Source organism: Arundinibacter roseus (assembly GCF_004348825.1).
GTDB lineage: Bacteria > Bacteroidota > Bacteroidia > Cytophagales > Spirosomataceae > Arundinibacter > Arundinibacter roseus.
The window spans coordinates 15,495-36,847 of the sequence record NZ_SMJU01000015.1 but is presented as its reverse complement, the minus strand read 5'-3'; the positions used below and the strand labels follow the sequence as shown (position 1 = coordinate 36,847).

The following is a 21,353-nucleotide window of genomic DNA, read 5'->3' as shown; positions in this document are numbered from 1 at the left end:
CCTTAGATCACATTCATGGTTTGCTCTTTAATCTTTTCGAGTTCATCTTTCATCTGCACCACGAGCCGCTGCACACCGGCATCGTTGGCTTTGGAACCGATGGTATTTATTTCCCTGCCAATTTCCTGGGCTATAAAATTAAGTTTCTTGCCGTTGCTATCGGTCGAAGCGAGCGTTTCTTCAAAGTAGTTCAGGTGGTTGGCCAACCGAACTTTCTCTTCCGAAATATCATATTTCTCTATGTAGTAAATCAATTCCTGCTCAAAACGGTTTGGATCAAAATTATCGTCCGACAAAAGGTCACGAACCTGCTTTTCGAGTCGTTCACGCACTGCCGGAATGCGCAGCACATCCTGCTCCTGCACCTGCGTGAGCAGGCCCCGAATCGAGGCGATGTATTCCATCAGTTTGGCTGCTGTCAGTTGGCCTTCCTGCTGCCGAAACGTGTCACATTTACGAATCGCTTCCAGCACAGCTTGTTTGAGCAAAGCGCCTTCCTGATCCCGCCGCTCTTCATTGGCAACGTCCGTATTGTAGGCATTTGGCATTTGCAGCGAAAGTCGGAGCAATTCGGTTGGATCGGCCGTAAAGCCCAATTCTTCGGCTGTTTTGCTCAAATCACGAAAATAGGCGCTAACCAGCGAGCGATTGACCACCGAAGCCGCGGCGGTAGTTCCGACGGGCTGTACCGTCAGCGAGAGCTCTACCTTGCCTCGTTCCAGCGATTGGGTAATTTGATTTCTAATCTCAATTTCACGTTCAGAGTACTGCCGGGGAATCCGGCAAAAAATATCCAGAAACTTAGAATTTAGTGTTTTTATTTCGACAGTAACCGTAAGCGAATCGGATTCAACGTGGGCTATACCATAGCCGGTCATGGATTTGAGCATTCCGTATGTTTTGTAAAAGGGTATAGAAAATAATTTTTAATAAAATCGCACCTAAATTTCCTTCCAAAGGAACTCAGGAGTTACGATTCGGGCGTTGGGCTTTTCCGGGCGCCTGACTTTCAGAAGCCTGTGGAGTCGATACGAGTGCGTTTTTGACAATTTCGGCTGTATCCAGCCGATAGCGCGCTACATCGCAGGCCAGGTAAATCGCTTCCAGCATGGAACCCGGTTCGGCGCTATTTTTGCCGGCAATGTCGTAAGCTGTTCCGTGGTCGGGCGAGGTGCGTACGGCCGACAAGCCCGCCGTAAAGTTAACACCTGAATTAAAGGCAATGGTTTTGAACGGGATCAATCCCTGATCGTGATACATGGCCAAAACGGCATCGTAGTGTCGGTAGGTAGAGGCTGCAAAAAATCCGTCAGCCGGAAATGGCCCGATTACCAATTCACCTTTTTCCCTGAATTTTAATAAAACCGGGCTGATAATGTCCTGTTCCTCCGTGCCCAGCAAACCGTTTTCTCCGGCATGCGGATTTAGTCCCAAAACCGCCAAACGGGGTTTGACAATCCCGAAATCTGAGCGAAGTGAGTGGAGAATCTGACTTATTTTGGCGGTTAATTTTTCGGGAGTCAGTTGCGCCCGAACCTGATCCAGCGGAATGTGGCCCGTCAGTACTCCTACCCGAAAGTCACCGGCGACCATAAACATCAGCGCTTCTTTGACGCCGAAAGCCTGAGCCAGGTATTCGGTATGACCCGGAAATTTAAAGTCTTCACTCTGCATCGTATCCTTATTGATCGGCGCTGTCACGAGGGCGTTAATACGGCCTGCTTTCAGATCGTCCGTAGCTCGCTTGAGCGCTGCAAAGGCTGCTTTTCCGGCAGCGGGAGTTATTTTCCCCGGTTCCAGTTCCGTTTGCTGATCGTTCCAGCAGGTAATCACGTTGGTAGACTTCGGGTTGGCCTGTTCTACTTTCTGAATGGCCTGCAGGTTCCATTCTTTCATGTTCAGCATCTGACGATACTTATTTAACACACGCAAAGAACCGTAGATCACTGGTGTACATTGACGAGATAATTGATTGCTCTCCAATGCTTTAAGTATTACTTCCGGTCCTATGCCGTTGTAATCTCCCATACTAATGCCAACAATAGGCTTATAACTTTGTAACTCACTCATGGAAAATTTAGTCTGAAATAGTCAATACTGGTACAAAAAGCCAGCCGTTGATTCTACAATTTAGCATCGCTATCTGCATGCTTTTCTCTAAAAACTACCGACTTTTGTACATAGTTAACGTGCAAGTTACGAAAAATCCACCGCTCCCATGAAAATACTGATTGCAGACGAAATGCACCCTTCGCTTTTTCCCTTGCTGGAATCGCACGGATGGGCCTATGACTTTAAACCGGGATTTCGACGCACCGATATACTCGCCTATCTATCAGGCTATGATGGGTTGATTATCCGAAGCAAGACCCGCATTGACGAAGAATTGTTGACGCAGGCGCAGCGGCTGCGCTTCATTGCCCGCGCCGGAGCCGGTCTCGACCTGATCGACGTGCCGCTCACGGAGCGTATGAATATTACGCTTTTCCATGCCGGCGAAGGAAACCGCGACGCCGTAGCGGAGCATACGTTGGGCATGATTTTGATGCTTTTTAACAACCTGAACAAAGCCGATCGGGAAGTCCGAAAAGCGATTTGGGACCGCGAAGGAAACCGGGGCGTAGAGCTCATGAACAAAACGGTGGGCATTGTGGGCTACGGCAACAACGGCAGCGCTACGGCCCGCCGCCTGCGGGGTTTTGGGTGTAAAGTGTTGGCGTATGATAAGTACCGTTCCAATTTTGGAGATGAATGGGTTCAGGAAGCTACGTTGTCTCAGATTCAGGCGGAAGCCGATGTGCTGAGTTTACATATTCCGCTGACAGATCAGACGCGTTTGCTTGTAAACGATTCTTTCATCGCCAATTTTCAAAAGCCGTTTTATCTCATCAACGTGTCGCGGGGCGAAGTTGTAAGTTTGAGAGACGTTGTAAACGGCATGAAATCAGGGAAAATTCTGGGCGCTTGCCTGGATGTTCTTGAAAACGAAAAACTCAGCCAACTCACCAATCCACAGCAGGAAGCCTTTGACTATCTGCGCACCTCAGACCGGGTAGTGCTGACACCGCACATTGCGGGATGGTCACACGAAAGTTATGTACGAATCAATGAGGTTTTGGTGAATCAGATTTCGGCGTGGCTTCAAACAGCAGCTGTCTGACATTACCGCCAGGAAAACTAAAAAAAATGCTGGATCAAGGCTAAAATTAGACCTTGGATCCAGCATTTTTCATTTGTAAAATATTCCTTTAAAAATCAGTTTCGCATCCTCAGCAATTTATCATAATTGATAATTGTAATGAGACTTCCTTTCATTTCTACGAGTGCTTCTTCTTTGAAGTCAGACAACGTTCTGATTACTGTTTCGGTGGCTGTTCCCACGAGCGAAGCAATATCTTCACGGGTAATTGCCATCGAAAAAGGCTTGGTTTTATCGGCCTGATAGCGCGTCGCAAGCATGATGAGTGCTTCGGCGACCCGTTTCCGAACGGAGTTGTAGGCAAGTTGCAGCAGGCGTTCTTCCCGTTCCTTGATTTCATTGGAAAGCATTTTGATAAACTTCCCGGAAACTTCCCTACTTCCCTGCAAAAGAGTAAAAAAATCCTCTTTGGGTATCACCGCCACTTCCGATTCTTCGAGGGCTACGGCTGTGTCTTGATAGGGCGTGCCCTGCAAAAGGTCCACGTAGCCAAAGAAATCGCCTTTTTTATATAAATCCGTAATGAATTCCTTGCCGTATTCATTGGCGCGATAGGCTTTGACTTTACCTTCCAGCAAAAAGAAAATGCCGGTCGGATAACTGCCTTCGGTATAAACGGTTTCTTTTTTACGAAATGACTTAACCTTCTTTTCCTGCGTCAGTTTGTTGAGCGCATCCACCGAGCGGGCTTCCTGAATAAACTGATCGAGCCCTTCACCTGTGCGATTAAACTCTGCTTTCAGTCGTTCGCTTTTTTTCAGGCGAACTTCCACGGCACTCAATAGTTCTACGTCGTCGTAGGGCTTGGTCAGATAATCGTCCGCACCCATTGTCATGCCTTTGCGGTAATCGTTTTTTTCGGCCTTGGCAGTCAAAAATATGAAGGGAATATTGGACGTTTCTTCCTCTTTACTCAACAGATGCAGCACACCGTAGCCGTCGAGTTCGGGCATCATGATGTCACAAATGATGAGATCGGGATTGAGCGAATGCGCCATTTTCACCCCTTCTTTTCCGTTCGTAGCGGTCACCACATCGTAGTTCGCCAATTCCAGGATTTCCGCTGTATTCTCCCGCATTTCGGGATTATCTTCAATTAGTAAAATCTTCTTCGTATTCATTGGTTCGGATAGGTAAAGCTAGGCGACAACCTCGGCGTGATTGGGCAGAAAAATGAAAAAAGTGGTTCCTTTTCCGGTAATACTTTCAAACGAAATATCCCCCTGCATCAGGTCGATGTATTTTTTAACGATATTCAGGCCAAGGCCCGTTCCCTGTGCATTACCGGCATTGTGAGCCCGAAAGAACCGGTCAAAGATGTACGGCTGATCGCTTTCCGGAATCCCGATTCCCTGATCCTGAATTTCAAAATGAACTCCTTTTTCATCCACTCGGGTACGCAGAAAAATCGTGGTGTGGCAGTCAGAATACTTAATGGCATTGGACAAAAGATTGATCAGCACATTGCGCAGCAGGTGCTTGTCAAGCCACGCTTCGGCTCCACCGCTGTGTTGATATTCAATTTTTTGTCCTTCTTTGCACACACCCTTAATTTCGTCCATCAGGTCCAGGCAGGAAGACGGCATATCGAGTTGTACGGGGACACTCTGCATGCGTCCTTCTTCCAGTTTTCCGATAGACAAAAAATCGTTGAGGATCTCCGTCAGGTTATTTACCGCTGATTTGATGCGTTGTACATGTTTGAACCGTTTATCATTTTCTTCGGTCAAAACATAGCGGCCAATCAACGAAGCAGAGGACAAAATTGTAGCCAAAGGTGTACGAAATTCGTGCGATGCAATGGTTACAAATTTACTCTTCATATCATTCAATTCACGTTCTTTTTCCAGGGCTCTGACCACCTCTTCCTGTGAAGTTTCGAGTTTTCGCAACGCTTCGCCAAGCTCTTGTGTACGCTGAGTTACGCGCATTTCCAGCTCCGTATTTAGCTTTTGAATCTCAATATTGGCTTCTTTAATGTCATTTTCCTGCTTTTTTCGGGCGGTAATATCCACCACAAAAGCCACCACAAAATCGCCTTCACTCGTAGAAAAAGGGCTCAGACTTACCTCAACCGGAAACTCGCTTCCATCGCTTCGGCGGGCAAAAAGATCCCGATTATTGCCCATACCCCGCGCGCGGGGTTCATGCATATAATTAATTCGTTGATGCACATGCTGCCGGGCATGCCGGATCGGAATCAGGATTTCTATCTTATTTCCGACCAATTCATCGTCATCATAGCCAAAAAGGTCTTTTGCCGTTGGATTCACCATGGCAATCGTTCCATGATCATCGACCACGATAATGCCTTCTGTGGCATGTTTGAAGAGTGCATTCAACATCTCGATATGCCGCTTCATTTCTTCTGTATGTTTAATAAATAGCTCTAACATACCAAAGTAAGGGAGTATTTTGTAAGGAACAATTTTCGAGATGAATTACCTGTAATTTTTCTTCAGACCGTTTGGCTAAAAAGGTTGGTTTGCGGTACGTTTTCCCACAAACGGGCGTCAAAGGCCATGCACACGTTTCGGACAAAATTACGTCCACTTTCAGTTACACGTAAATGGTAAGGTTCAATGATTACGAGCCCATCTTTTTCCATTTCTTCCAGCCGGGCAAGTCCTTGATAAAAGGCCTGCGAAACCTCCTGTGTATGCGACCAGGTGGTCTCAAAATTACACATCAGGTGCTGAATATGCCGACGCAAAATAAGATCTTCACGGTTGAGCACGTGCCCTCTGAAAAAAGGCAACTCACGCAGGGCCAGGCGTTTGTAGTACGCCTCTACTCCTTTTTCATTCTGAACGTAGCCCCACCACGCGTCGCTGATCGCCGAAACACCCAGGCCAATGAGCAGGGACGTTTGGGTATCGGTATAGCCCATAAAATTCCGATGCAGGCGTTTTTCTTCAAATGCTTTAAATAATCCGTCGGTTTTGAGGGCAAAATGATCCATGCCGAGGTTTTCGTAACCGGCCATTTCGAGCGCTCCCCGGCAGGTTTCGTAGATCGCCAGTTTTTTCATGGAGTCGGGCAAATCTTCTTCGGTAAAGCGTCGCTGACCGGGTTTGATCCAGGGCACATGCGCATAGCTGTAAAAGGCAATGCGGTCGGGCCGAAGCTGAATCACTTTATAAATGGTTTGCGTCATGGAGCATACTTTCTGCTGGGGCAGGCCGTACACCACGTCATAATTGACGGAAGTATAACCAATTTCACGAGCCTTTTCGGTCAGGTGTTTTACCTGATCGTAGGTTTGATGCCGATTAATTATTTCGAGCACAATCGGGTTAAAATCCTGAACGCCAATACTGATTCGTCTGAAACCAACTTCGTACAGAGCCATGAGGTGCTCGTCGGTCGTATTGCCGGGGTGTGCTTCAAAGCCAAATTCGGCCTGCTCATGAATTTCGCAGCCTTCGAGCAACCGGCTAATCATGGATTTCAGGTTTTCGGGGCTAAAAAAAGTGGGCGTTCCGCCTCCCAGGTGTAGCTCCCGAATCCGGGGTTTTTCTGAACCCAACACCGCTTTATATAACTCCCATTCTTTCAAAACCGCCTCCATGTAAGGTTGTTCTACGGCATGATTGACCGTGATCCGGGTATTACAGCCGCAGTACGTACATAGGCTTTCACAAAATGGAATATGGATATACAGGCTGATTCCCTGCATTTTATTAGTTACCGAAAATGTATCGTTCACCAGTTCGCCCCATTGCTCAGGCGAAGGAGGGGTTGATTGCCAGTACGGCACCGTTGGATAGCTTGTGTAGCGCGGTCCCGGCACGTTATATTTTTGTAACAATTGGTGATCCATAGGAAGCATAAGGTTAAGTGAGTAAGGGTCAGTATCTGCCCGTCCTCACGACAGTTGCAGAATCCAAAACTACGGGGAGTTTTGGCTGGAAAACATGACAATTGTCAGGAAAATAGGTGATTTGGGGGCCACAGGGGCACTATCGGGAAGAACCACTGCTGTGGCAAACGGGAATTTCGGTCGTTGAGCCATTCGACGGAAGCGCCGTTGGCAGCTGAATGGCGAGGCCACGAACCACGAGCCATATGCCGGCAATCGCCATAAATACCGGGGTCATCCGGCGAAAGCGACTGCGTAGCGAGGGGGTAAACCATTGCTTAAAAAACCCAACGGCCATCATGGCAGGTAAAGTACCCATGCCAAAGGTAAACATGTAAAGTGCGCCGTTGAATGCGCTGCCCATTGCTACTGAACTTACAACGGCAAGGTAAACCATGCCGCAGGGCAACAGGCCGTTGAGCATGCCGAGGGCAATCCAGCCTGACAGACTCCGGCGGTGCAGCATGCCCGCCATTTGGGCTTTCACCTGCCCCACCATTCGCTGCCAAAAGGCAGGAACGTGCAGGTAGGCATCAAGCTTGGAGGGCCAAAGAACGTACAGCAACATAAATATACCGGCCGCAATGGACAAATAACGCAGGTAGCCCACCCACACCAATGCCCCGCTGAGCGCGCCAATGAGCGTACCCAACAAAGCATAAGTCGCGGCCCGTCCTGTGTTATAAGAAAACAAAGCGGCAAGCTGCATGAAACGGCTGCCTTTGTGTACCGGCAGCGCCATGGCAATAGGCCCACACATGCCTACGCAGTGAAAGCTACTCATCAAACCCAGCGTAAAGGCCAGCAATAGCATCGCGCTCATAACGATTTTGGGGTTAGCACCCCTTTTTTAGTTTTATTTCTGAATGGTAATTACCCCTTCATTCCAGTAGCTTATCTCGCCATTTTTCCAATCCAGTTTTATCAGATAACGACCTTCCTGAACTTTATCAAGCGGAATAATCTGCTGATTTTGGGCATCGGCATTTATACCAAAGAGCACATCCTTTCGCGGATCTGACGGGCAATAAAGCGCAATAGTTCCGCTAAGGGTTTGAGATTGAAAATTCTCCGGAAATTGTATCGAAATAGTCTTGTCGTTTACTTGCCAGCTGATCGGCTGAGACAGGTCCTGACTACGCTGAATCTTTTCCATTTTTCCCTGAAAACGCAGTTCCTGATCATAATAATCTTCCGAAACCAGATCCACGCGTTGATTCATACTCATGGTTACGAGGGTCAGGATTCCGATCACAAACCCGATATACAATAGAGCAATTCCTGCTCCCCAATTCATTTTTTTCATTTTTTTACCTGTTAAAGTATCATTCAATACGTCTCCATTACTCTACCATTGGGGTGCCATAAACGTTGTTTCGAACGTTTCGAGCGTTTCCTCTCCGTATTTTATAGCAAACTTCACATTCGTTTTCCGGCCTTCAAGGGCAGTTTTGGGAATGGTAACAAATACGGTCCCCTGCGACATCCCGGCGGCATCAAGCCGAAGGTCGGGTACACCCGCAAACCGAAGTGTGCCTTTGGGCGACTCTATCGACATGACGGGGGTTATTTCGTGGTTGGTTTTATTAAAAATCTTGAAGGTATAGAGGTTGCTGATTGTCCCGTCCGGATTTTCAATAAAGCTCGAACCCGGCGCGCGAAGAAGCGTCGTTTCGGTATCGGTTCTGGTAATGACGAGATAGCCTAAAACCGTCCAAAGCAAGGTCAGGACCACGATGTAGCCCACCGTACGTGTAGTAATCAGTTTCTTGATTCCGTTAGCAATCGCATTTTCTGAGGTATAGCGAATCAACCCCCGATCCATGCCTACTTTATCCATAATAGTATCGCAGGCATCAATACAGGCAGTACAGTTGACACATTCCATTTGGGTACCATTTCGAATGTCGATTCCGGTGGGGCAGACGGCCACGCACTGAAAACAGCTGATGCAATCGCCGGCGGTTCTGTCCTGCCCTTTTCTCAATTTTTCGCGGGGTTCTCCGCGCTTGTAATCGTAGGCAACGACTATGGAGTTTTTATCAAGCAAAACGCCCTGTAAACGTCCATAGGGGCACACAACTGTACAGGCCTGATCGCGAAGCCAGGCAAAGTTGAAGTAGAAAATAAGGGTAAAAATCACCACGCCCGAGAACAAACCGACGTGCTCGGAAATGGGTTCGGTAATTATTTTTTTGAGCTCATCTACCCCAATGCCGTAAGCGATCAGCAGGTTGCCAATCAGAAATGAAACAAAGAGAAAGATGGACCATTTCAATACTTTTTTGCTAATCTTTTGGGTAGTCCAGGGGGCTTTATCAAGAGATTTTTGTTGTGCCCGGTCGCCTTCAATAGCGTATTCGATTTTACGAAAAACCATTTCCATAAATACCGTTTGCGGACAGGCCCACCCGCACCACAAACGACCAAAAATGGTAGTAAAAAGGACGATAAAGACCATAAAGGACAACATCGTGAGACCAAAGAGCCAATAGTCCTGCGGCCCGATGAAAAGTCCGAATATGATAAATTTCCTTTCCAGAATATTGAAGAGAAACAAAGGCTGCCCATTGAGTTTCAGAAAAGGTCCCGCAAACAAAATTCCAAGCGCAATAACAGAAAACCAAACGCGGCGATCGTGCCAGGCTCCCGATGGTTTTTGAGGATAAAACCAGTTACGGTTTCCATCATCATCTACTGCATTGAAATGGTCGCGAAACGATTCGTCACTATCAAAGGGGTCAGCAAGAGTACTCATAGCATTTTGGAATTGACTATTGTTGTAACAGGCAGTGGCGGACTCGAAGGCCCGCCACTGTTGTTAGTATTTTTATTAATTGAGGGCCACAGGTTCAGTTTCAGCCGGGGCTGCTGCGGGGGCTGCTTCCTGTAAGGTACCTTCGGCGGCCTTTGGACTTGCGGGTTTGGTGCCCTGCAACTGTACCTTGATATAGCTTGACACTTTTTGCATGTCGAGTGGTTTCAGCTGTTTTTCCCAGGAAATCATTCCTTTTTCGGGAACACCGTACTTCACGGTTTTGAACACATCTTTCACATCTCCCCCATGAATCCAGTAGTCGTCCGTCAGGTTTGGACCCACGCCACCACCGCCATCAGCGGCGTGGCAGGCGGCACATTTTTCCTGAAAAATCACACCACCTTCTTTCAGCATGCCTTCATCTTCGAGCAGTGTGACGGTATTTTCGTCAATACTTGCCCCCATTTTTTCAATAAATGCCTGCTTTTGAACCTCAGCTACGGCCAGTTCTTTTTCAAGCTCTGCCTCCTGCAAATCGCCCCAACCTGTGGTGTGATAGTACAATACGTAGCCAATGGCAATGACAACCGTGCCCACAAACAGGAACTGCAGCCACGGTGGCATCCGGTTGTCGAGTTCGTGAATACCGTCATAATCATGTCCTTTGATGATGATCTTTTCTTCTTCGCTGAGCGGCGTAGCAAACCCGCTGAAATAGCTCCACCAGTTGGAGCTAAACATCGGTGCAGATTCGTTACTTACAGCCTCAGGTTGCGACTTGGCAGTTAGTTTTCGTAAAATAGAAACCACTTGCAGCAGCACTACCACCAAAATCACGATCATGCAGGCCAGTACAAAAAGGACAGTGTACAACATGGCATCAGTAGTAGACGTTGGCGTTGCGGCAGCGTCCTGAGCAAAGGCCGCTGGTACTACCAGCAACCCCAGCACAGTCAGGATACTTTTTTTGACGAGGCTATCGTCCAGCGGAATCGCTTTTAGCTTATCAACTGTTTTGCGGTCCATACGCATCACATACACGATCAGCGTTACGAAAAAGGCAAAGAATATTACCAGGGAAATCAACGGATAGATGCTAATGCCGGCAATGGTTTCGAGATAATTTTTGAATTTCATTGGAATAAGAATTTGAGGGTCAAAGTCCTGATTGTAAGGCTACTCCTTTGTCGGTTTTTATATCAGTCCCAAGGCGTTGCAGGTAGGCAATCAAAGCAATGATTTCTTTATCAGACGTTGTTTTGATACCACTTTGCTTTAAGCTTTCCGTAATTTGGTCTGCTTGTTTCATCAGATCCCGGTTAGCTTCCTGATCATATCCTTCTTCGTACGGTACACCCAGCGTAATCATCGCTCTGATTTTGGCAGCCGTCGTGGTCGTATCCAGCGTTGCATCCAGCATAAAGGCATAGGGAGGCATGATAGAGCCCGGCGACATACTCGTAGGATCTTCCATGTGGTTGTAGTGCCACGAGTCAGGATACTTGGCTCCTACGCGGTGCAAATCCGGACCGGTACGCTTGGAACCCCACTGGAACGGGTGGTCGTACACAAACTCTCCCGCCTTGGAATATTCGCCATAGCGCTCAATTTCCGAGCGGAACGGGCGCACCATTTGCGAGTGACATACGTAACAGCCTTCCCGAACATAAATATCACGTCCCTGCAATTCAAGCGGTGTGTAAGGCTTCACGCTCGCAATCGTGGGTACATTAGATTCAATCATGAACGTCGGTACAATTTCTATAATACCGCCAATTGCTACCGCCACGAGTGCTGCCACAGTAAGGACCAAAGGCTTACGCTCCATGATTCGGCTGTGCCAGTATTCTTTTTCAGGAACATTCCAGATAGAAGCCAATGAGGGGGCTTTGGCGGTTTCTTCTCCTACCAAATGACCTTTTTTGGCGGTTACGTAGAGGTTATAAATCATGGTAGCAAAACCAATCAGGTAAAGCACACCACCAATACCACGCAAGACATAAAGCGGAATCAGCTGCGTAACGGTTTCGAGGAAGTTAGGATATTTTAAGAGACCTTCTTCGGTAAATTCTTTCCACATGGAGCTCTGTGTCCAGCCTGCCCAGTACATTGGCACGGCATAAAACAGAATCCCTAGCGTACCAATCCAGAAGTGGAAGTTGGCCAGTTTCTGCGAGTGCAGCGGCTGATTGTACAGGCGTGGAATAAGCCAGTAGAATATACCAAAAGTCAGAAAGCCGTTCCATCCCAATGCACCCACGTGTACGTGAGCTACGGTCCAGTCGGTAAAGTGGCTAATTGCGTTTACGTTTTTGAGTGAAAGCATCGGGCCTTCAAACGTCGCCATCCCGTAAGCAGTAATCGCTACTACCATAAATTTGAGTACAACATCTTCGCGCACTTTGTCCCAGGCACCCCGCAGCGTAAACAAGCCGTTGATCATACCACCCCAGGATGGTGCAATCAGCATAATTGAGAAAACGGTTCCGAGTGTTTGGGCCCAGTCAGGCAGAGAGTTATAGAGCAAGTGGTGAGGACCGGCCCAGATATACAAAAAGATCAACGCCCAAAAGTGAACGATTGACAATCGGTAGGAATAAATAGGACGATTGGCCGCTTTGGGAAGGAAGTAGTACATCAAACCCAAATAAGGTGTGGTCAAAAAGAACGCCACCGCGTTGTGTCCATACCACCACTGCACGAGCGCATCCTGTACGCCTGCGTACAACGAGTAACTTTTGAAAAGTGAAATGGGAAGTGCCAGGCTATTAACCACGTGCAGCATTGCCACGGTGATAAACGAAGCCAGGTAAAACCAAATCGCTGCATAGATATGCTGCGTACGACGGTTGAGCAGAGTCATGATCAGGTTGATCATAGCAGCCACCCACACCACGGCAATGGCAATATCAAAAGGCCATTCCAGTTCGGCGTATTCTTTGGAAGACGTAAAACCCAGGGGAAGCGTGATAGCTGCACCCAAAATAATGAGCTGCCAACCCCAGAAATTGAAGTTGCTCAGCGCTTTGCTCCACATAGGGGCTTTCAGGATGCGGGGTACAGAATAGTACAATCCCGTAAAGAAGCCATTGCCTACAAATGCAAAAATGACGGCATTTGTGTGAAGAGGGCGGAGCCTGCCAAAGGTCGTGTAGGAAAGATCAAAATTGAGGAAAGGGTACGCCAGCTGAAAAGCGATCAATACCCCCACCAGCATTCCGATCAGACCATACAGGACGGTAGCGATGGCGAAGTTCCGCACGATCCGGTTGTCATACTGAAATTCATCCAGTGCGCCCGGGGCGGTATCCGTGTTTAGAACGTTGACCATAATAAAGGAAAAAGTTGGTTAAAGTGAAGAGTGGTTTTTATTGAAAGGGAATTTTAAAAGTTTCATGATTTTTTGGCGGGGGGTGGAGAAGGCTCGGGGGTATCGTCGAACAGGATACGGACAGAAGGTGTGTAATCGTCGTCGAACTGCCCGTCGCGTACGGACCACACAAAAGCGGCCAGAAACCCGACTGCGGCCAGTAAACTAAAACCGATTAGAATAAATAATGCACTCATGTTGAAGCGTTTGCTAAAAGGTGACTGTCCCGAACTGGTGTACTTGTTTTCAGCATCAAAACTACCGCCCGGCCTAGCGGCAAACGATGAGGGGAAACCGGTCACAAAACTGACATTGGTCAGTTTCGGGTAATGTTGGTTGGTGAAGAAGAAGAATCAGACGGGTAAAGTCTTCCCTGTATGAAGAGAGTTCAGGCCTGCTTTTTACAGCCTGCGCTGTGTATTACGTATTTAAAAATCAGAACTGCACCAAAAAATGCTACTATATTTGCCTTAGAACCCTAACCCCTGTTTCACACAGTTCTGCCCATGCTTTCATTAGTTGCCAACGCTACCCGGCACCTCAACCGTCAGGCAGTCATTAGCCACGGCCAAACCTTTTCATATCAACAATTGATGCAGGCCTCCGGCCAATTTGCCGATCAGCTGCTGGGCCAAACATCCGATTTACAGGAAATGCGCGTGGCCTATATGATAGAGCCCGGCTTTGATTACGTATTTGTACAATGGGGCATTTGGCGGGCCGGAGGCATTGCCGTTCCGCTAAGTATCAGCTATCCGCTGCCTTCTTTGCAATACGTGCTGGAAGATACCGGCGCCGAAATCGTGGTAGCAAGTGGCGAATACGCGGCACTTTTGGCTCCTCTTGCGGCCCAAAAAGGCTTACGTTTTATTTCATTGGATCAAAAACCCACTCAGGATTTTTCTGAGAAAACCCTCCCCGAACTTGCGCCTCAGCGTCGGGCTATGATTCTGTATACAAGCGGAACAACCAGCCAACCCAAAGGCGTAGTAACTACTCATGGAGCGCTTAATGCGCAGATTAGTACGCTGGTAGAAGCCTGGCAATGGACCAATTCAGATCATATTCTTTGTGTGTTGCCGCTGCATCATGTGCACGGCATCATCAATGTCGTTTCGTGTGCGCTTTGGGCTGGTGCTACGGTAGAATTTCTCCCGGCATTTTCGGCAGAAGCTGTATTTGAGGCATTTCAAAAAGGATCAATCAATGTTTTTATGGCTGTTCCGACGATCTACTTCAAGCTCATTACGTACTATGAACATTTGTCGGCAGAGCAGCAGCAGGAGATTTCTGCGGTTCTTTCCCGCTTTCGGCTGATGGTCTCGGGCTCGGCAGCCTTACCGGTTTCGGTGTTGGAAAAATGGCAAACCATCAGCGGTCATACCCTGCTGGAACGCTACGGCATGACCGAAATCGGCATGGGTATCAGCAATCCTTACCAGGGCAAGCGCCGCGCCGGATACATCGGTCAGCCGCTGCCGGGGGTAAAAGTCAGGCTTGTAGACGAGCAGGATCAGGTATTGCAGCAGGGAAACCCGGGTGAAATTCAGGTTAAAGGTCCAACTCTTTTTCTTGAATACTGGAACAAACCCGACGCTACCCGCGAGGCTTTTACCGAAGATCGCTGGTTCAAAACGGGCGATATTGCCATTGTAGAAGATGGCTACTATCGCATTTTGGGGCGCGATTCGATTGATATTATCAAATCGGGCGGATATAAAATTTCTGCCCTGGAAATAGAAGAAGTGTTGCGTGCTCATCCCGACATCACCGATTGCAGCGTACTTGGCATTCCCGACGAAGAGTGGGGCGAGCTGGTGGCTGCGGTCCTTGTGGTGGAGCATCCGCATGATCTGGATCTTTCAACGCTCAAGAACTGGCTACGCGAAAAACTGCCGGCCTACAAAATACCCCGCTCTTACAAAATCCTGGCAGAACTACCCCGAAATGCCATGGGTAAAGTGACCAAAAATGAGTTGAAAAAACTTTTCTAATTCGCCCTCATTCATGATTATATACGGCGTTGCCCTTTTGGCCTTTTGCTACACAGTCGGTCAGCTACTGGGCGACTATCTCGGGAACCTCCTTGGCGTACAAGCCAACGTTGGCGGTGTAGGATTTGCCATGTTGTTTCTGGTTGTCCTCAGCGACTGGCTTCGCAAAAAAGGCGCACTCACGCTCCACACCGAAAACGGCATTCAGTTCTGGAATCACATGTACATTCCGATTATTGTGGCGATGGCCGCTACTCAAAATGTCAAACTAGCCGTTTCCAGCGGATTCATAGCCCTTGCCGCAGGTTTTATTCCCGTAGTATTGGGTATGGCAGCCCTCCCCCTTCTCACCCGCCTGGCCAAAAAAACCCAGTAACTAATCCATGGAAACGCTAACTGCTTTTGTCCTGAAAAACGGATTGATTGTTGCCTTTTTGGTGGTAGGGGTATTGATGTTTGTAGCAAGCATCTTTTCTACACACCTGACCCGCAAAAAAATACCGGGCTCTGCCTTAGCGATCCTCATCGGGCTTATATTGGCCTACCTTGGCGGGCACTACACCGGCGGGACCAAAGGTATTGCAGACATCCCATTTTTTGCCGGTTTTGGGCTTTTGGGCGGTTCTATGTTCCGCGATTTTGCCGTGCTTGCCACTGCCATGGGCGCGAGCCTGCTCGTGATGCGCAGTACCGGTTGGGCGGGAGTACTTTCTCTTTTTTTGGGAATTTTCCTTTCCTTTTTCAGCGGGGTAGCGGTTGGTCTGTTTTTTGGATACACCGATGCCGTCAGCCTTACCACTCTTGGAGCCGGAGCTTGTACATACATTGTAGGTCCCGTTACGGGAGGAGCAATTGGTGCCAGTTCGGATGTTATTGCCCTCAGCATTGCCGCCGGAGTGGTCAAAACCCTGGTTGTTACCGTCGGAACGCCATTCCTTGCACCGCATATCGGCCTGCGTTCGCCACATGCCGCCATGATTTTTGGCGGGCTCATGGGCACCACAAGCGGAGTAACTGCCGGACTCGCTGCCACTGATCCGGTGCTCGTACCTTATGGCGCACTTACGGCCACTTTTTATACAGGACTTGGCTGTTTGCTTTGCCCTTCAATCTTGTATTTATTTTTGCAATTATTCTTTTGAGAAAAAATAAATCTTTCATCTGCCCCAAAATAAAGATCACCCGCTCAGACTTGCGTCCGGGCGGGTGATTCATTTTCATGGCTTTTCCTCCTCACTCCAACTTTTCCTTATGGCATCAACACCGAATCAATCGAATGTACGACGCCGTTGGTGGCCTGAATATCTGCCGCCGTTACGGTTGACATTCCACCTTTGGTGTCTTCGAGCATTACTTTTCCGTCTTTCATGCGCACGGTCAATGACGCTCCGTTTACCGTTTTGATTACCTGTCCATCCTTCAAAGCAGAGGACAAAACAGCTCCCTGCACCACGTGGTACAACAGAATTCCTGAGAGAGTCTTCTTGTTTTCGGGCTTCAACAAGGTTGCTACGGTTCCTTCGGGAAGTTTGTCAAACGCGGCATTGTCGGGCGCAAACACCGTAAACGGACCGGCAGCGGAAGCTTGGTCTGCCAATCCGGCTGCTTTCAATGCGGCGAGCAAAGTAGTGTGGTTTTCAGAAAGTCCGGCGCTGCCTGCCAAATCTTTTCCCGTTGGCGTTTGTGCACGTGCCTGAACCATAACTCCGAAGATCATGACGGCGATTAAACTGATTTTTGTCAAAAATGATGCCTTGTTCATACGTTTGTTTGTTTGATGTTTACTTGATTTTCAGTTTGTTGATTATCGTTATGAACGGGTTGTTTATTTTTTTGTTTAATCTTTTTTAAAAAACTTTACACAAAACAAAATTCCACGTTGGTTAATCCTCAACCATTAAGTCCCCTTTTCTGAAAAAACAAGAGTATTATCCTGACTTTACCCATCTCGCTTCCATTTTACGCTCAAAATCTTTTCAGTTTGGCTAGTTATGCGATACATTTGTAGTAGTATTTCTACCTAAACTTGCACAATACATGGAAACCCCTACCATGATTCCGAATAATGCGCATCAGGATATTCCCGGCAATCCTTCCACCGCTACGAGTAGTAAACTAAGTCTAAACGATCGCTCAAACGGGCAGCCGCTGCGGGTTCTGAGTGAAGAAGACTGGACATTCTGGATTCAAAATGGGTATATCGTTGTAAAAAATGCGGTTTCACGGCAGCAGGCGCTGGAAACAGCGGCGTTTTTGTGGGAGTTCGAAGAAAAAGATCCGGCTAATCCGGATACATGGTATACCGCGCCACGGGCCGAAATGCAGATGAAAGAACTTGCCGGAACGGGCATGGTAGAGGTCTACAACAATCAGCATCTGTGGAATAACCGGCAAATGCAGCGCGTCTATGATGCTTTTGTAGATATTTGGGGAACCGAAAAATTGTGGGTGACTATTGACCGCGCCAACCTGAATTTTCCGATCAGGCCGGGCTTCGACTACAAAGGTTTTATACATTGGGACTATGATCCCGAAACCAAGCCCCAAAACGTACAGGGAGTGTTGGCCCTCGCCGACCAAACCGACGAAAACATGGGAGGTTTTCAGTGCATACCGGAACTGTATCGTACCTACAATACCTGGAAATTGACTCAACCCGCCGACCGACACCGCTTTCAGCCTGACATCACCGATTTTGAAGAAAAGCTCGTGAAAGTCAAACTCGAAGCCGGTGATTTACTGATTTTCAATAGCCTACAACCTCACGGCATTCGACCAAATTATTCCAAAGATAAAGTCCGAATTGCGCAGTACATTTCGATGATGCCCGCCGAAGAAGACAACGAACAGCTTCGGCAGTGGCGAGTTACTTCCTGGAAAAACAGGATTGCGCCACAAGGCTACGCCTTCCCCGGCGACCCGCGCCAACTGGAACAAACCCGCTACCCTACCGCGGAGTTAAGTGAATTGGGCAGGAAATTACTAGGATTGGAAAAATGGTGAATGAAAATAAGTTAATAAACCAAAACAGCCGGACCCTCGCGAGTCCGGCTGTTTTCGTTATTGGATGTGTTTCAAAAAATCAGCTGTCACTTTTCATAAACTCTTCCTGGCTGCGAAGAGAAACGACTGGGGCTTTGGATTTTTTTAATTGTCCGTTTACTTTTTCCACAACCTCTCCTACCGCTTTTTCTGCGTTTTCCAGTTCCTTTTCCAGGCCGGTCAGGCGGTCGAGCTGCGCATTTGTAGGTCTGCCAAGGTAGCCGGAAACCTCACTGTACAAATCGGCTATTTTTTCACGAAGCTGCGGTTCGGCAGTACTTACGTAGTTATCACCTGTGGTAACAACCATTTTTTCCTTCAACGCAAGAAGTTGTTTTTGAACAGGTTCCAGCCCTTTACCCAACTTACTATTGGTCTTAATTTTTGTCGAAATACTGTCCCGAAGGGCATCTGCCCGATCGACCACGTAGGCCAGCTGCTCGGTCATATTGTATAGCTTCATGGTAGTTGAATATTGCAGGGCCCGATCCTCAGCCGTGTAGAGCGAGCGGGGGTCAGAGGCCAGCGCAACGGTGCTTTCGTAGGTCTTGGCACCTTTGGTAAGCACAACTTTGTAGGTGCCCGCCGGAAGTGTAGGCGTAGCAAATCCACCAGATGAGAAGGTTTTTCCTTTGGCGATTTTCGGCATTTTGTACTGATAATTCCAGGTCACGATGTTGATCCCTTTGGCTTTACCGGGCACCATATCGGCTACACGTTTTCCATCTTTATCAAATATCTCCATGTTCATTTTACCAAAGGTGTGACGACTTTTGAGATAGTAAATAATCTGCGCCACGCGGGTTGGATTTTCACCCACAAACTCACCCGTGTCGCCACCTTCTACAAAGGGACTATCCTCACGCACAATCGTTGGTTTTCTTTCGAAAAAGTGTACATCCTTCGCTATGACTTCTTTGGTTACCTGCCGTAGCGGGCTTACATCATCCAAAATAAGGATTCCCCGGCCGTGAGTAGCCATCACGAGGTCGTTGGTGGCAGGATGAATGGCCAGATAATGCACCGCCACCGGGGGCATATTGTTGGTAAACTGCGACCAGTTTTGGCCCCCGTCTACGGTAATGTACAGGCCCATTTCGGTGCCGAGAAACAGCAGGTCAGGATTTTCAACATCCTCCTTAATATGCCGCACAAACGTTTTTACGTCACTCGTCACGACAGATTTCCAGGATTTGCCAAGATCCGTGGTTTTAAAAACATAGGGTTTCATATCATTTTGGGCGTGGCCGTCAAACACTACATAGCACGAATTTTTATCAAAGCGGCTGGGCTCCACCTGATACGCCCAGGTATTTTTGGGGAGCCCTTCAATCGCCCCTACCACGTTGGTCCAGGTTTTGCCTCCGTCAGTGGTTACCTGCACATTGCCGTCGTCGGTACCTACCCAGATAATATTCTCGTCCAGAGGCGATTCGTTGACGCTAAAAATGGTGCAATGATTTTCGGCCCCGGAATTATCCATTGACAGCCCGCCTGAGTTTTGCTGCATTTGCTTGGCCGGATCGTTGGTCGTCAGGTCTGGTGAAATCTTTGTCCAGGTTTCGCCACGATCTTCGGAACGGTGCAAAAATTGGCTGCCTACATACAGGCGATCGGGCTTGTGCGGGCTTATGTTTAGCGCTGCATTCCAGTTAAACCGCAGCTTGGGTTCGTTGGCTTCGGGATAAGGCTTAATGATTTTCATCTGTTTTAGTTCCGTATCATAGCGCCAGATGTACTCGGCTCCCTGCATTTCCGAATAGATGATGTTAGCCTGCGTCGGGTGTCTGTATACCCGAAAACCATCGCCCGCTCCTACTGAAAACCAGTCGCGGTTTTCAATGCCTCCCGGACTTTCCGAAGGTCCATACCACGAACCATTATCCTGCAAACCGCCATAAATTTTATAGGGCGTGGCGTTGTCGAGGCTTACCTGATAAAATTGAGAAATCGGCAGATTTTTCACCATTTCCAGCACACTGCCACCATTCCAGGAGCGATACAAGCCGCCATCGGTAGCTACGTACATGCGATCTGAGTCTTTAATATCAAACCATATATCATGAATATCCGCATGCATATTTCCCAGTGCTTTGAACGTCTTGCCTCCATCACGGCTGATGGAGCCACTGAGTCCGGCTTTGCACAGCACGTCCGGGTTGCGGGGATCAACCACGATTCTTGAAAAGTAAAAAGGCCGAACCGTGAGCTCAAAATCACCGTTGGTTCGCTCCCACGATTCTCCGGCGTTGTCTGAGCGGTACAGCCCTTTGGTAGCATCCTTGTCGGACTCAATCACGGCATACAGGCGATTGGGCTGTGAAGGGGCAACGGCCAGGGCAATGCGGCCCAGCTGCCCGGTCGGAAAGCCCGTGTGAATTTTATTCCAGGTTTTGCCACCGTCGGTCGACTTAAATAGTCCCGATTTTTCGCCTCCCGAGCTGAACGAATAGGCCGTCCGCCGGTGCTCCCACATGGCGGCGTACACAATCTCCGGATTTTGCGGATCCAGCGTAACTTCCGAGCAGCCGGTATTTTCGTCGATGTACAGGATTTTCTCCCAGGTTTTTCCACCATCGGTCGTTTTGTACAGGCCTCTGTCGGCACCAGGCCCCCACAGCGGGCCCATTGCTGCGGCATAGACAATATCCGGGCTTTTGGGATTTACCTGAATGGAAGCAATACGCTCCGTTTTTTCAAGGCCCATGCGGTTCCAGCTTTGGCCGCCGTCGGTCGATTTAAAAAGTCCATCGCCTATGGTGACGCTGTTGCGCGTCCAGCATTCGCCCGTACCAACCCATAGCACCTGATCGGGCCGGGTGGGATCTATGGCCAGGGAACCAATGGACTGATTATGTTTATCAAAAATGGGCTTGAAAGTTACTCCACCATCCACCGTTTTCCAGACGCCCCCGCCAGCGGCACCGATGTATACGATACGGGCGTCGGTAGGATGGCCTTCAATGTCGGAGATCCGCCCGCTCATAAGCGCGGGGCCAATGTGGCGCGCCCGAAGCGAACCAAACAGTTCGTCGCCTTTAAGCGGAATGGCCTCCTGAGCATGCGCAAGCAAGCCTGGCAGCAAGACTGCCAGGAAAAATGTAAATTTTTTCATCATGTATGGGGGT

At 48.4% G+C, this 21,353-nt stretch carries 18 protein-coding genes; 5 read left to right on the top strand and 13 right to left on the bottom strand.

Features of this window, described 5'->3' with window-relative positions:
• Positions 1–2: 2 nt before the first annotated feature.
• Positions 3–890, bottom strand: coding sequence for a YicC/YloC family endoribonuclease (locus tag EZE20_RS19880; protein WP_132121002.1), 888 nt, complete (start codon positions 888–890; stop codon positions 3–5).
• A gap of 73 nt (positions 891–963) precedes the next feature.
• Positions 964–2,070, bottom strand: a complete 1,107-nt coding sequence (gene pdxA / locus EZE20_RS19875; protein WP_132121000.1) for a 4-hydroxythreonine-4-phosphate dehydrogenase PdxA — start codon at positions 2,068–2,070, stop codon at positions 964–966.
• A 148-nt stretch (positions 2,071–2,218) separates the two neighbouring features.
• On the opposite strand from pdxA, the gene EZE20_RS19870 reads away from it, so the two are divergent.
• Positions 2,219–3,160: a 2-hydroxyacid dehydrogenase gene (locus EZE20_RS19870; RefSeq protein WP_132120998.1), complete on the top strand. Its 942-nt coding sequence runs from the start codon at positions 2,219–2,221 to the stop codon at positions 3,158–3,160.
• Positions 3,161–3,255: 95 nt separating this feature from the next.
• On the opposite strand, the gene EZE20_RS19865 is transcribed toward EZE20_RS19870, so the two are convergent.
• The 9 genes from EZE20_RS19865 to ccoS form a co-directional block, all read right to left on the bottom strand.
• Complete coding sequence (locus EZE20_RS19865) at positions 3,256–4,320, bottom strand: response regulator (protein WP_132120996.1); 1,065 nt, start codon at positions 4,318–4,320, stop codon at positions 3,256–3,258.
• 18 nt (positions 4,321–4,338) lie between these two features.
• Positions 4,339–5,595, bottom strand: coding sequence for a PAS domain-containing sensor histidine kinase (locus EZE20_RS19860; protein ID WP_132120994.1), 1,257 nt, complete (start codon positions 5,593–5,595; stop codon positions 4,339–4,341).
• Positions 5,596–5,657: 62 nt separating this feature from the next.
• A complete protein-coding gene (gene hemN / locus EZE20_RS19855) occupies positions 5,658–7,022 on the bottom strand; it encodes an oxygen-independent coproporphyrinogen III oxidase (RefSeq protein WP_132120992.1) in 1,365 nt (454 codons plus the stop codon).
• A 139-nt stretch (positions 7,023–7,161) separates the two neighbouring features.
• A complete protein-coding gene (locus EZE20_RS19850; protein ID WP_228713908.1) occupies positions 7,162–7,884 on the bottom strand; it encodes a sulfite exporter TauE/SafE family protein in 723 nt (240 codons plus the stop codon).
• A 33-nt stretch (positions 7,885–7,917) separates the two neighbouring features.
• A complete protein-coding gene (locus EZE20_RS19845; RefSeq protein ID WP_132120990.1) occupies positions 7,918–8,367 on the bottom strand; it encodes a FixH family protein in 450 nt (149 codons plus the stop codon).
• Between the two features lie 42 nt (positions 8,368–8,409).
• The gene (ccoG, locus tag EZE20_RS19840; RefSeq protein WP_132120988.1) at positions 8,410–9,819 is read right to left on the bottom strand and encodes a cytochrome c oxidase accessory protein CcoG; all 1,410 of its coding nucleotides are present in this window, start codon (positions 9,817–9,819) and stop codon (positions 8,410–8,412) included.
• Positions 9,820–9,894: 75 nt separating this feature from the next.
• The gene (locus EZE20_RS19835) at positions 9,895–10,956 is read right to left on the bottom strand and encodes a cbb3-type cytochrome c oxidase N-terminal domain-containing protein (RefSeq protein ID WP_132120986.1); all 1,062 of its coding nucleotides are present in this window, start codon (positions 10,954–10,956) and stop codon (positions 9,895–9,897) included.
• 19 nt (positions 10,957–10,975) lie between these two features.
• Entirely contained in the window at positions 10,976–13,150 is a 2,175-nt protein-coding gene (gene ccoN / locus EZE20_RS19830) for a cytochrome-c oxidase, cbb3-type subunit I (RefSeq protein ID WP_132120984.1), read from the bottom strand.
• A gap of 62 nt (positions 13,151–13,212) precedes the next feature.
• On the bottom strand, positions 13,213–13,386 hold the full coding sequence (ccoS, locus tag EZE20_RS19825) for a cbb3-type cytochrome oxidase assembly protein CcoS (RefSeq protein WP_132120982.1): 174 nt from the start codon (positions 13,384–13,386) through the stop codon (positions 13,213–13,215).
• A gap of 309 nt (positions 13,387–13,695) precedes the next feature.
• Here ccoS and EZE20_RS19820 point away from each other — a divergent pair, with 309 nt between their 5' ends.
• From EZE20_RS19820 to madM, 3 genes are read left to right on the top strand one after another with little or no spacing between them, the layout of a single operon-like run.
• A complete protein-coding gene (locus EZE20_RS19820; protein ID WP_132120980.1) occupies positions 13,696–15,183 on the top strand; it encodes an acyl-CoA synthetase in 1,488 nt (495 codons plus the stop codon).
• Positions 15,184–15,196: 13 nt separating this feature from the next.
• A complete protein-coding gene (gene madL / locus EZE20_RS19815) occupies positions 15,197–15,559 on the top strand; it encodes a malonate transporter subunit MadL (protein ID WP_132120978.1) in 363 nt (120 codons plus the stop codon).
• A gap of 7 nt (positions 15,560–15,566) precedes the next feature.
• The gene (gene madM, locus EZE20_RS19810) at positions 15,567–16,325 is read left to right on the top strand and encodes a malonate transporter subunit MadM (protein WP_132120976.1); all 759 of its coding nucleotides are present in this window, start codon (positions 15,567–15,569) and stop codon (positions 16,323–16,325) included.
• 107 nt (positions 16,326–16,432) lie between these two features.
• Here madM and EZE20_RS19805 read toward each other — a convergent pair whose 3' ends face one another.
• A complete protein-coding gene (locus EZE20_RS19805) occupies positions 16,433–16,945 on the bottom strand; it encodes a fasciclin domain-containing protein (protein ID WP_132120974.1) in 513 nt (170 codons plus the stop codon).
• A 275-nt stretch (positions 16,946–17,220) separates the two neighbouring features.
• Here EZE20_RS19805 and EZE20_RS19800 point away from each other — a divergent pair, with 275 nt between their 5' ends.
• Positions 17,221–18,186, top strand: coding sequence for a phytanoyl-CoA dioxygenase family protein (locus EZE20_RS19800; protein WP_132120972.1), 966 nt, complete (start codon positions 17,221–17,223; stop codon positions 18,184–18,186).
• Between the two features lie 79 nt (positions 18,187–18,265).
• On the opposite strand, the gene EZE20_RS19795 is transcribed toward EZE20_RS19800, so the two are convergent.
• Positions 18,266–21,343, bottom strand: coding sequence for a WD40/YVTN/BNR-like repeat-containing protein (locus EZE20_RS19795; RefSeq protein ID WP_228713906.1), 3,078 nt, complete (start codon positions 21,341–21,343; stop codon positions 18,266–18,268).
• Positions 21,344–21,353: the final 10 nt, after the last annotated feature.

Excerpts from the sequence above, each read along its gene's own strand:
- EZE20_RS19880 (WP_132121002.1), bottom strand. The coding sequence starts at position 890 with ATGCTCAAATCCATGACCGGCTATGGTATAGCCCACGTTGAATCCGAT.
- pdxA (WP_132121000.1), bottom strand. The coding sequence starts at position 2,070 with ATGAGTGAGTTACAAAGTTATAAGCCTATTGTTGGCATTAGTATGGGA.
- EZE20_RS19870 (WP_132120998.1), top strand. The coding sequence starts at position 2,219 with ATGAAAATACTGATTGCAGACGAAATGCACCCTTCGCTTTTTCCCTTG.
- EZE20_RS19865 (WP_132120996.1), bottom strand. The coding sequence starts at position 4,320 with ATGAATACGAAGAAGATTTTACTAATTGAAGATAATCCCGAAATGCGG.
- EZE20_RS19860 (WP_132120994.1), bottom strand. The coding sequence starts at position 5,595 with ATGTTAGAGCTATTTATTAAACATACAGAAGAAATGAAGCGGCATATC.
- hemN (WP_132120992.1), bottom strand. The coding sequence starts at position 7,022 with ATGGATCACCAATTGTTACAAAAATATAACGTGCCGGGACCGCGCTAC.
- EZE20_RS19850 (WP_228713908.1), bottom strand. The coding sequence starts at position 7,884 with ATGAGCGCGATGCTATTGCTGGCCTTTACGCTGGGTTTGATGAGTAGC.
- EZE20_RS19845 (WP_132120990.1), bottom strand. The coding sequence starts at position 8,367 with ATGAAAAAAATGAATTGGGGAGCAGGAATTGCTCTATTGTATATCGGG.
- ccoG (WP_132120988.1), bottom strand. The coding sequence starts at position 9,819 with ATGAGTACTCTTGCTGACCCCTTTGATAGTGACGAATCGTTTCGCGAC.
- EZE20_RS19835 (WP_132120986.1), bottom strand. The coding sequence starts at position 10,956 with ATGAAATTCAAAAATTATCTCGAAACCATTGCCGGCATTAGCATCTAT.
- ccoN (WP_132120984.1), bottom strand. The coding sequence starts at position 13,150 with ATGGTCAACGTTCTAAACACGGATACCGCCCCGGGCGCACTGGATGAA.
- ccoS (WP_132120982.1), bottom strand. The coding sequence starts at position 13,386 with ATGAGTGCATTATTTATTCTAATCGGTTTTAGTTTACTGGCCGCAGTC.
- EZE20_RS19820 (WP_132120980.1), top strand. The coding sequence starts at position 13,696 with ATGCTTTCATTAGTTGCCAACGCTACCCGGCACCTCAACCGTCAGGCA.
- madL (WP_132120978.1), top strand. The coding sequence starts at position 15,197 with ATGATTATATACGGCGTTGCCCTTTTGGCCTTTTGCTACACAGTCGGT.
- madM (WP_132120976.1), top strand. The coding sequence starts at position 15,567 with ATGGAAACGCTAACTGCTTTTGTCCTGAAAAACGGATTGATTGTTGCC.
- EZE20_RS19805 (WP_132120974.1), bottom strand. The coding sequence starts at position 16,945 with ATGAACAAGGCATCATTTTTGACAAAAATCAGTTTAATCGCCGTCATG.
- EZE20_RS19800 (WP_132120972.1), top strand. The coding sequence starts at position 17,221 with ATGGAAACCCCTACCATGATTCCGAATAATGCGCATCAGGATATTCCC.
- EZE20_RS19795 (WP_228713906.1), bottom strand. The coding sequence starts at position 21,343 with ATGATGAAAAAATTTACATTTTTCCTGGCAGTCTTGCTGCCAGGCTTG.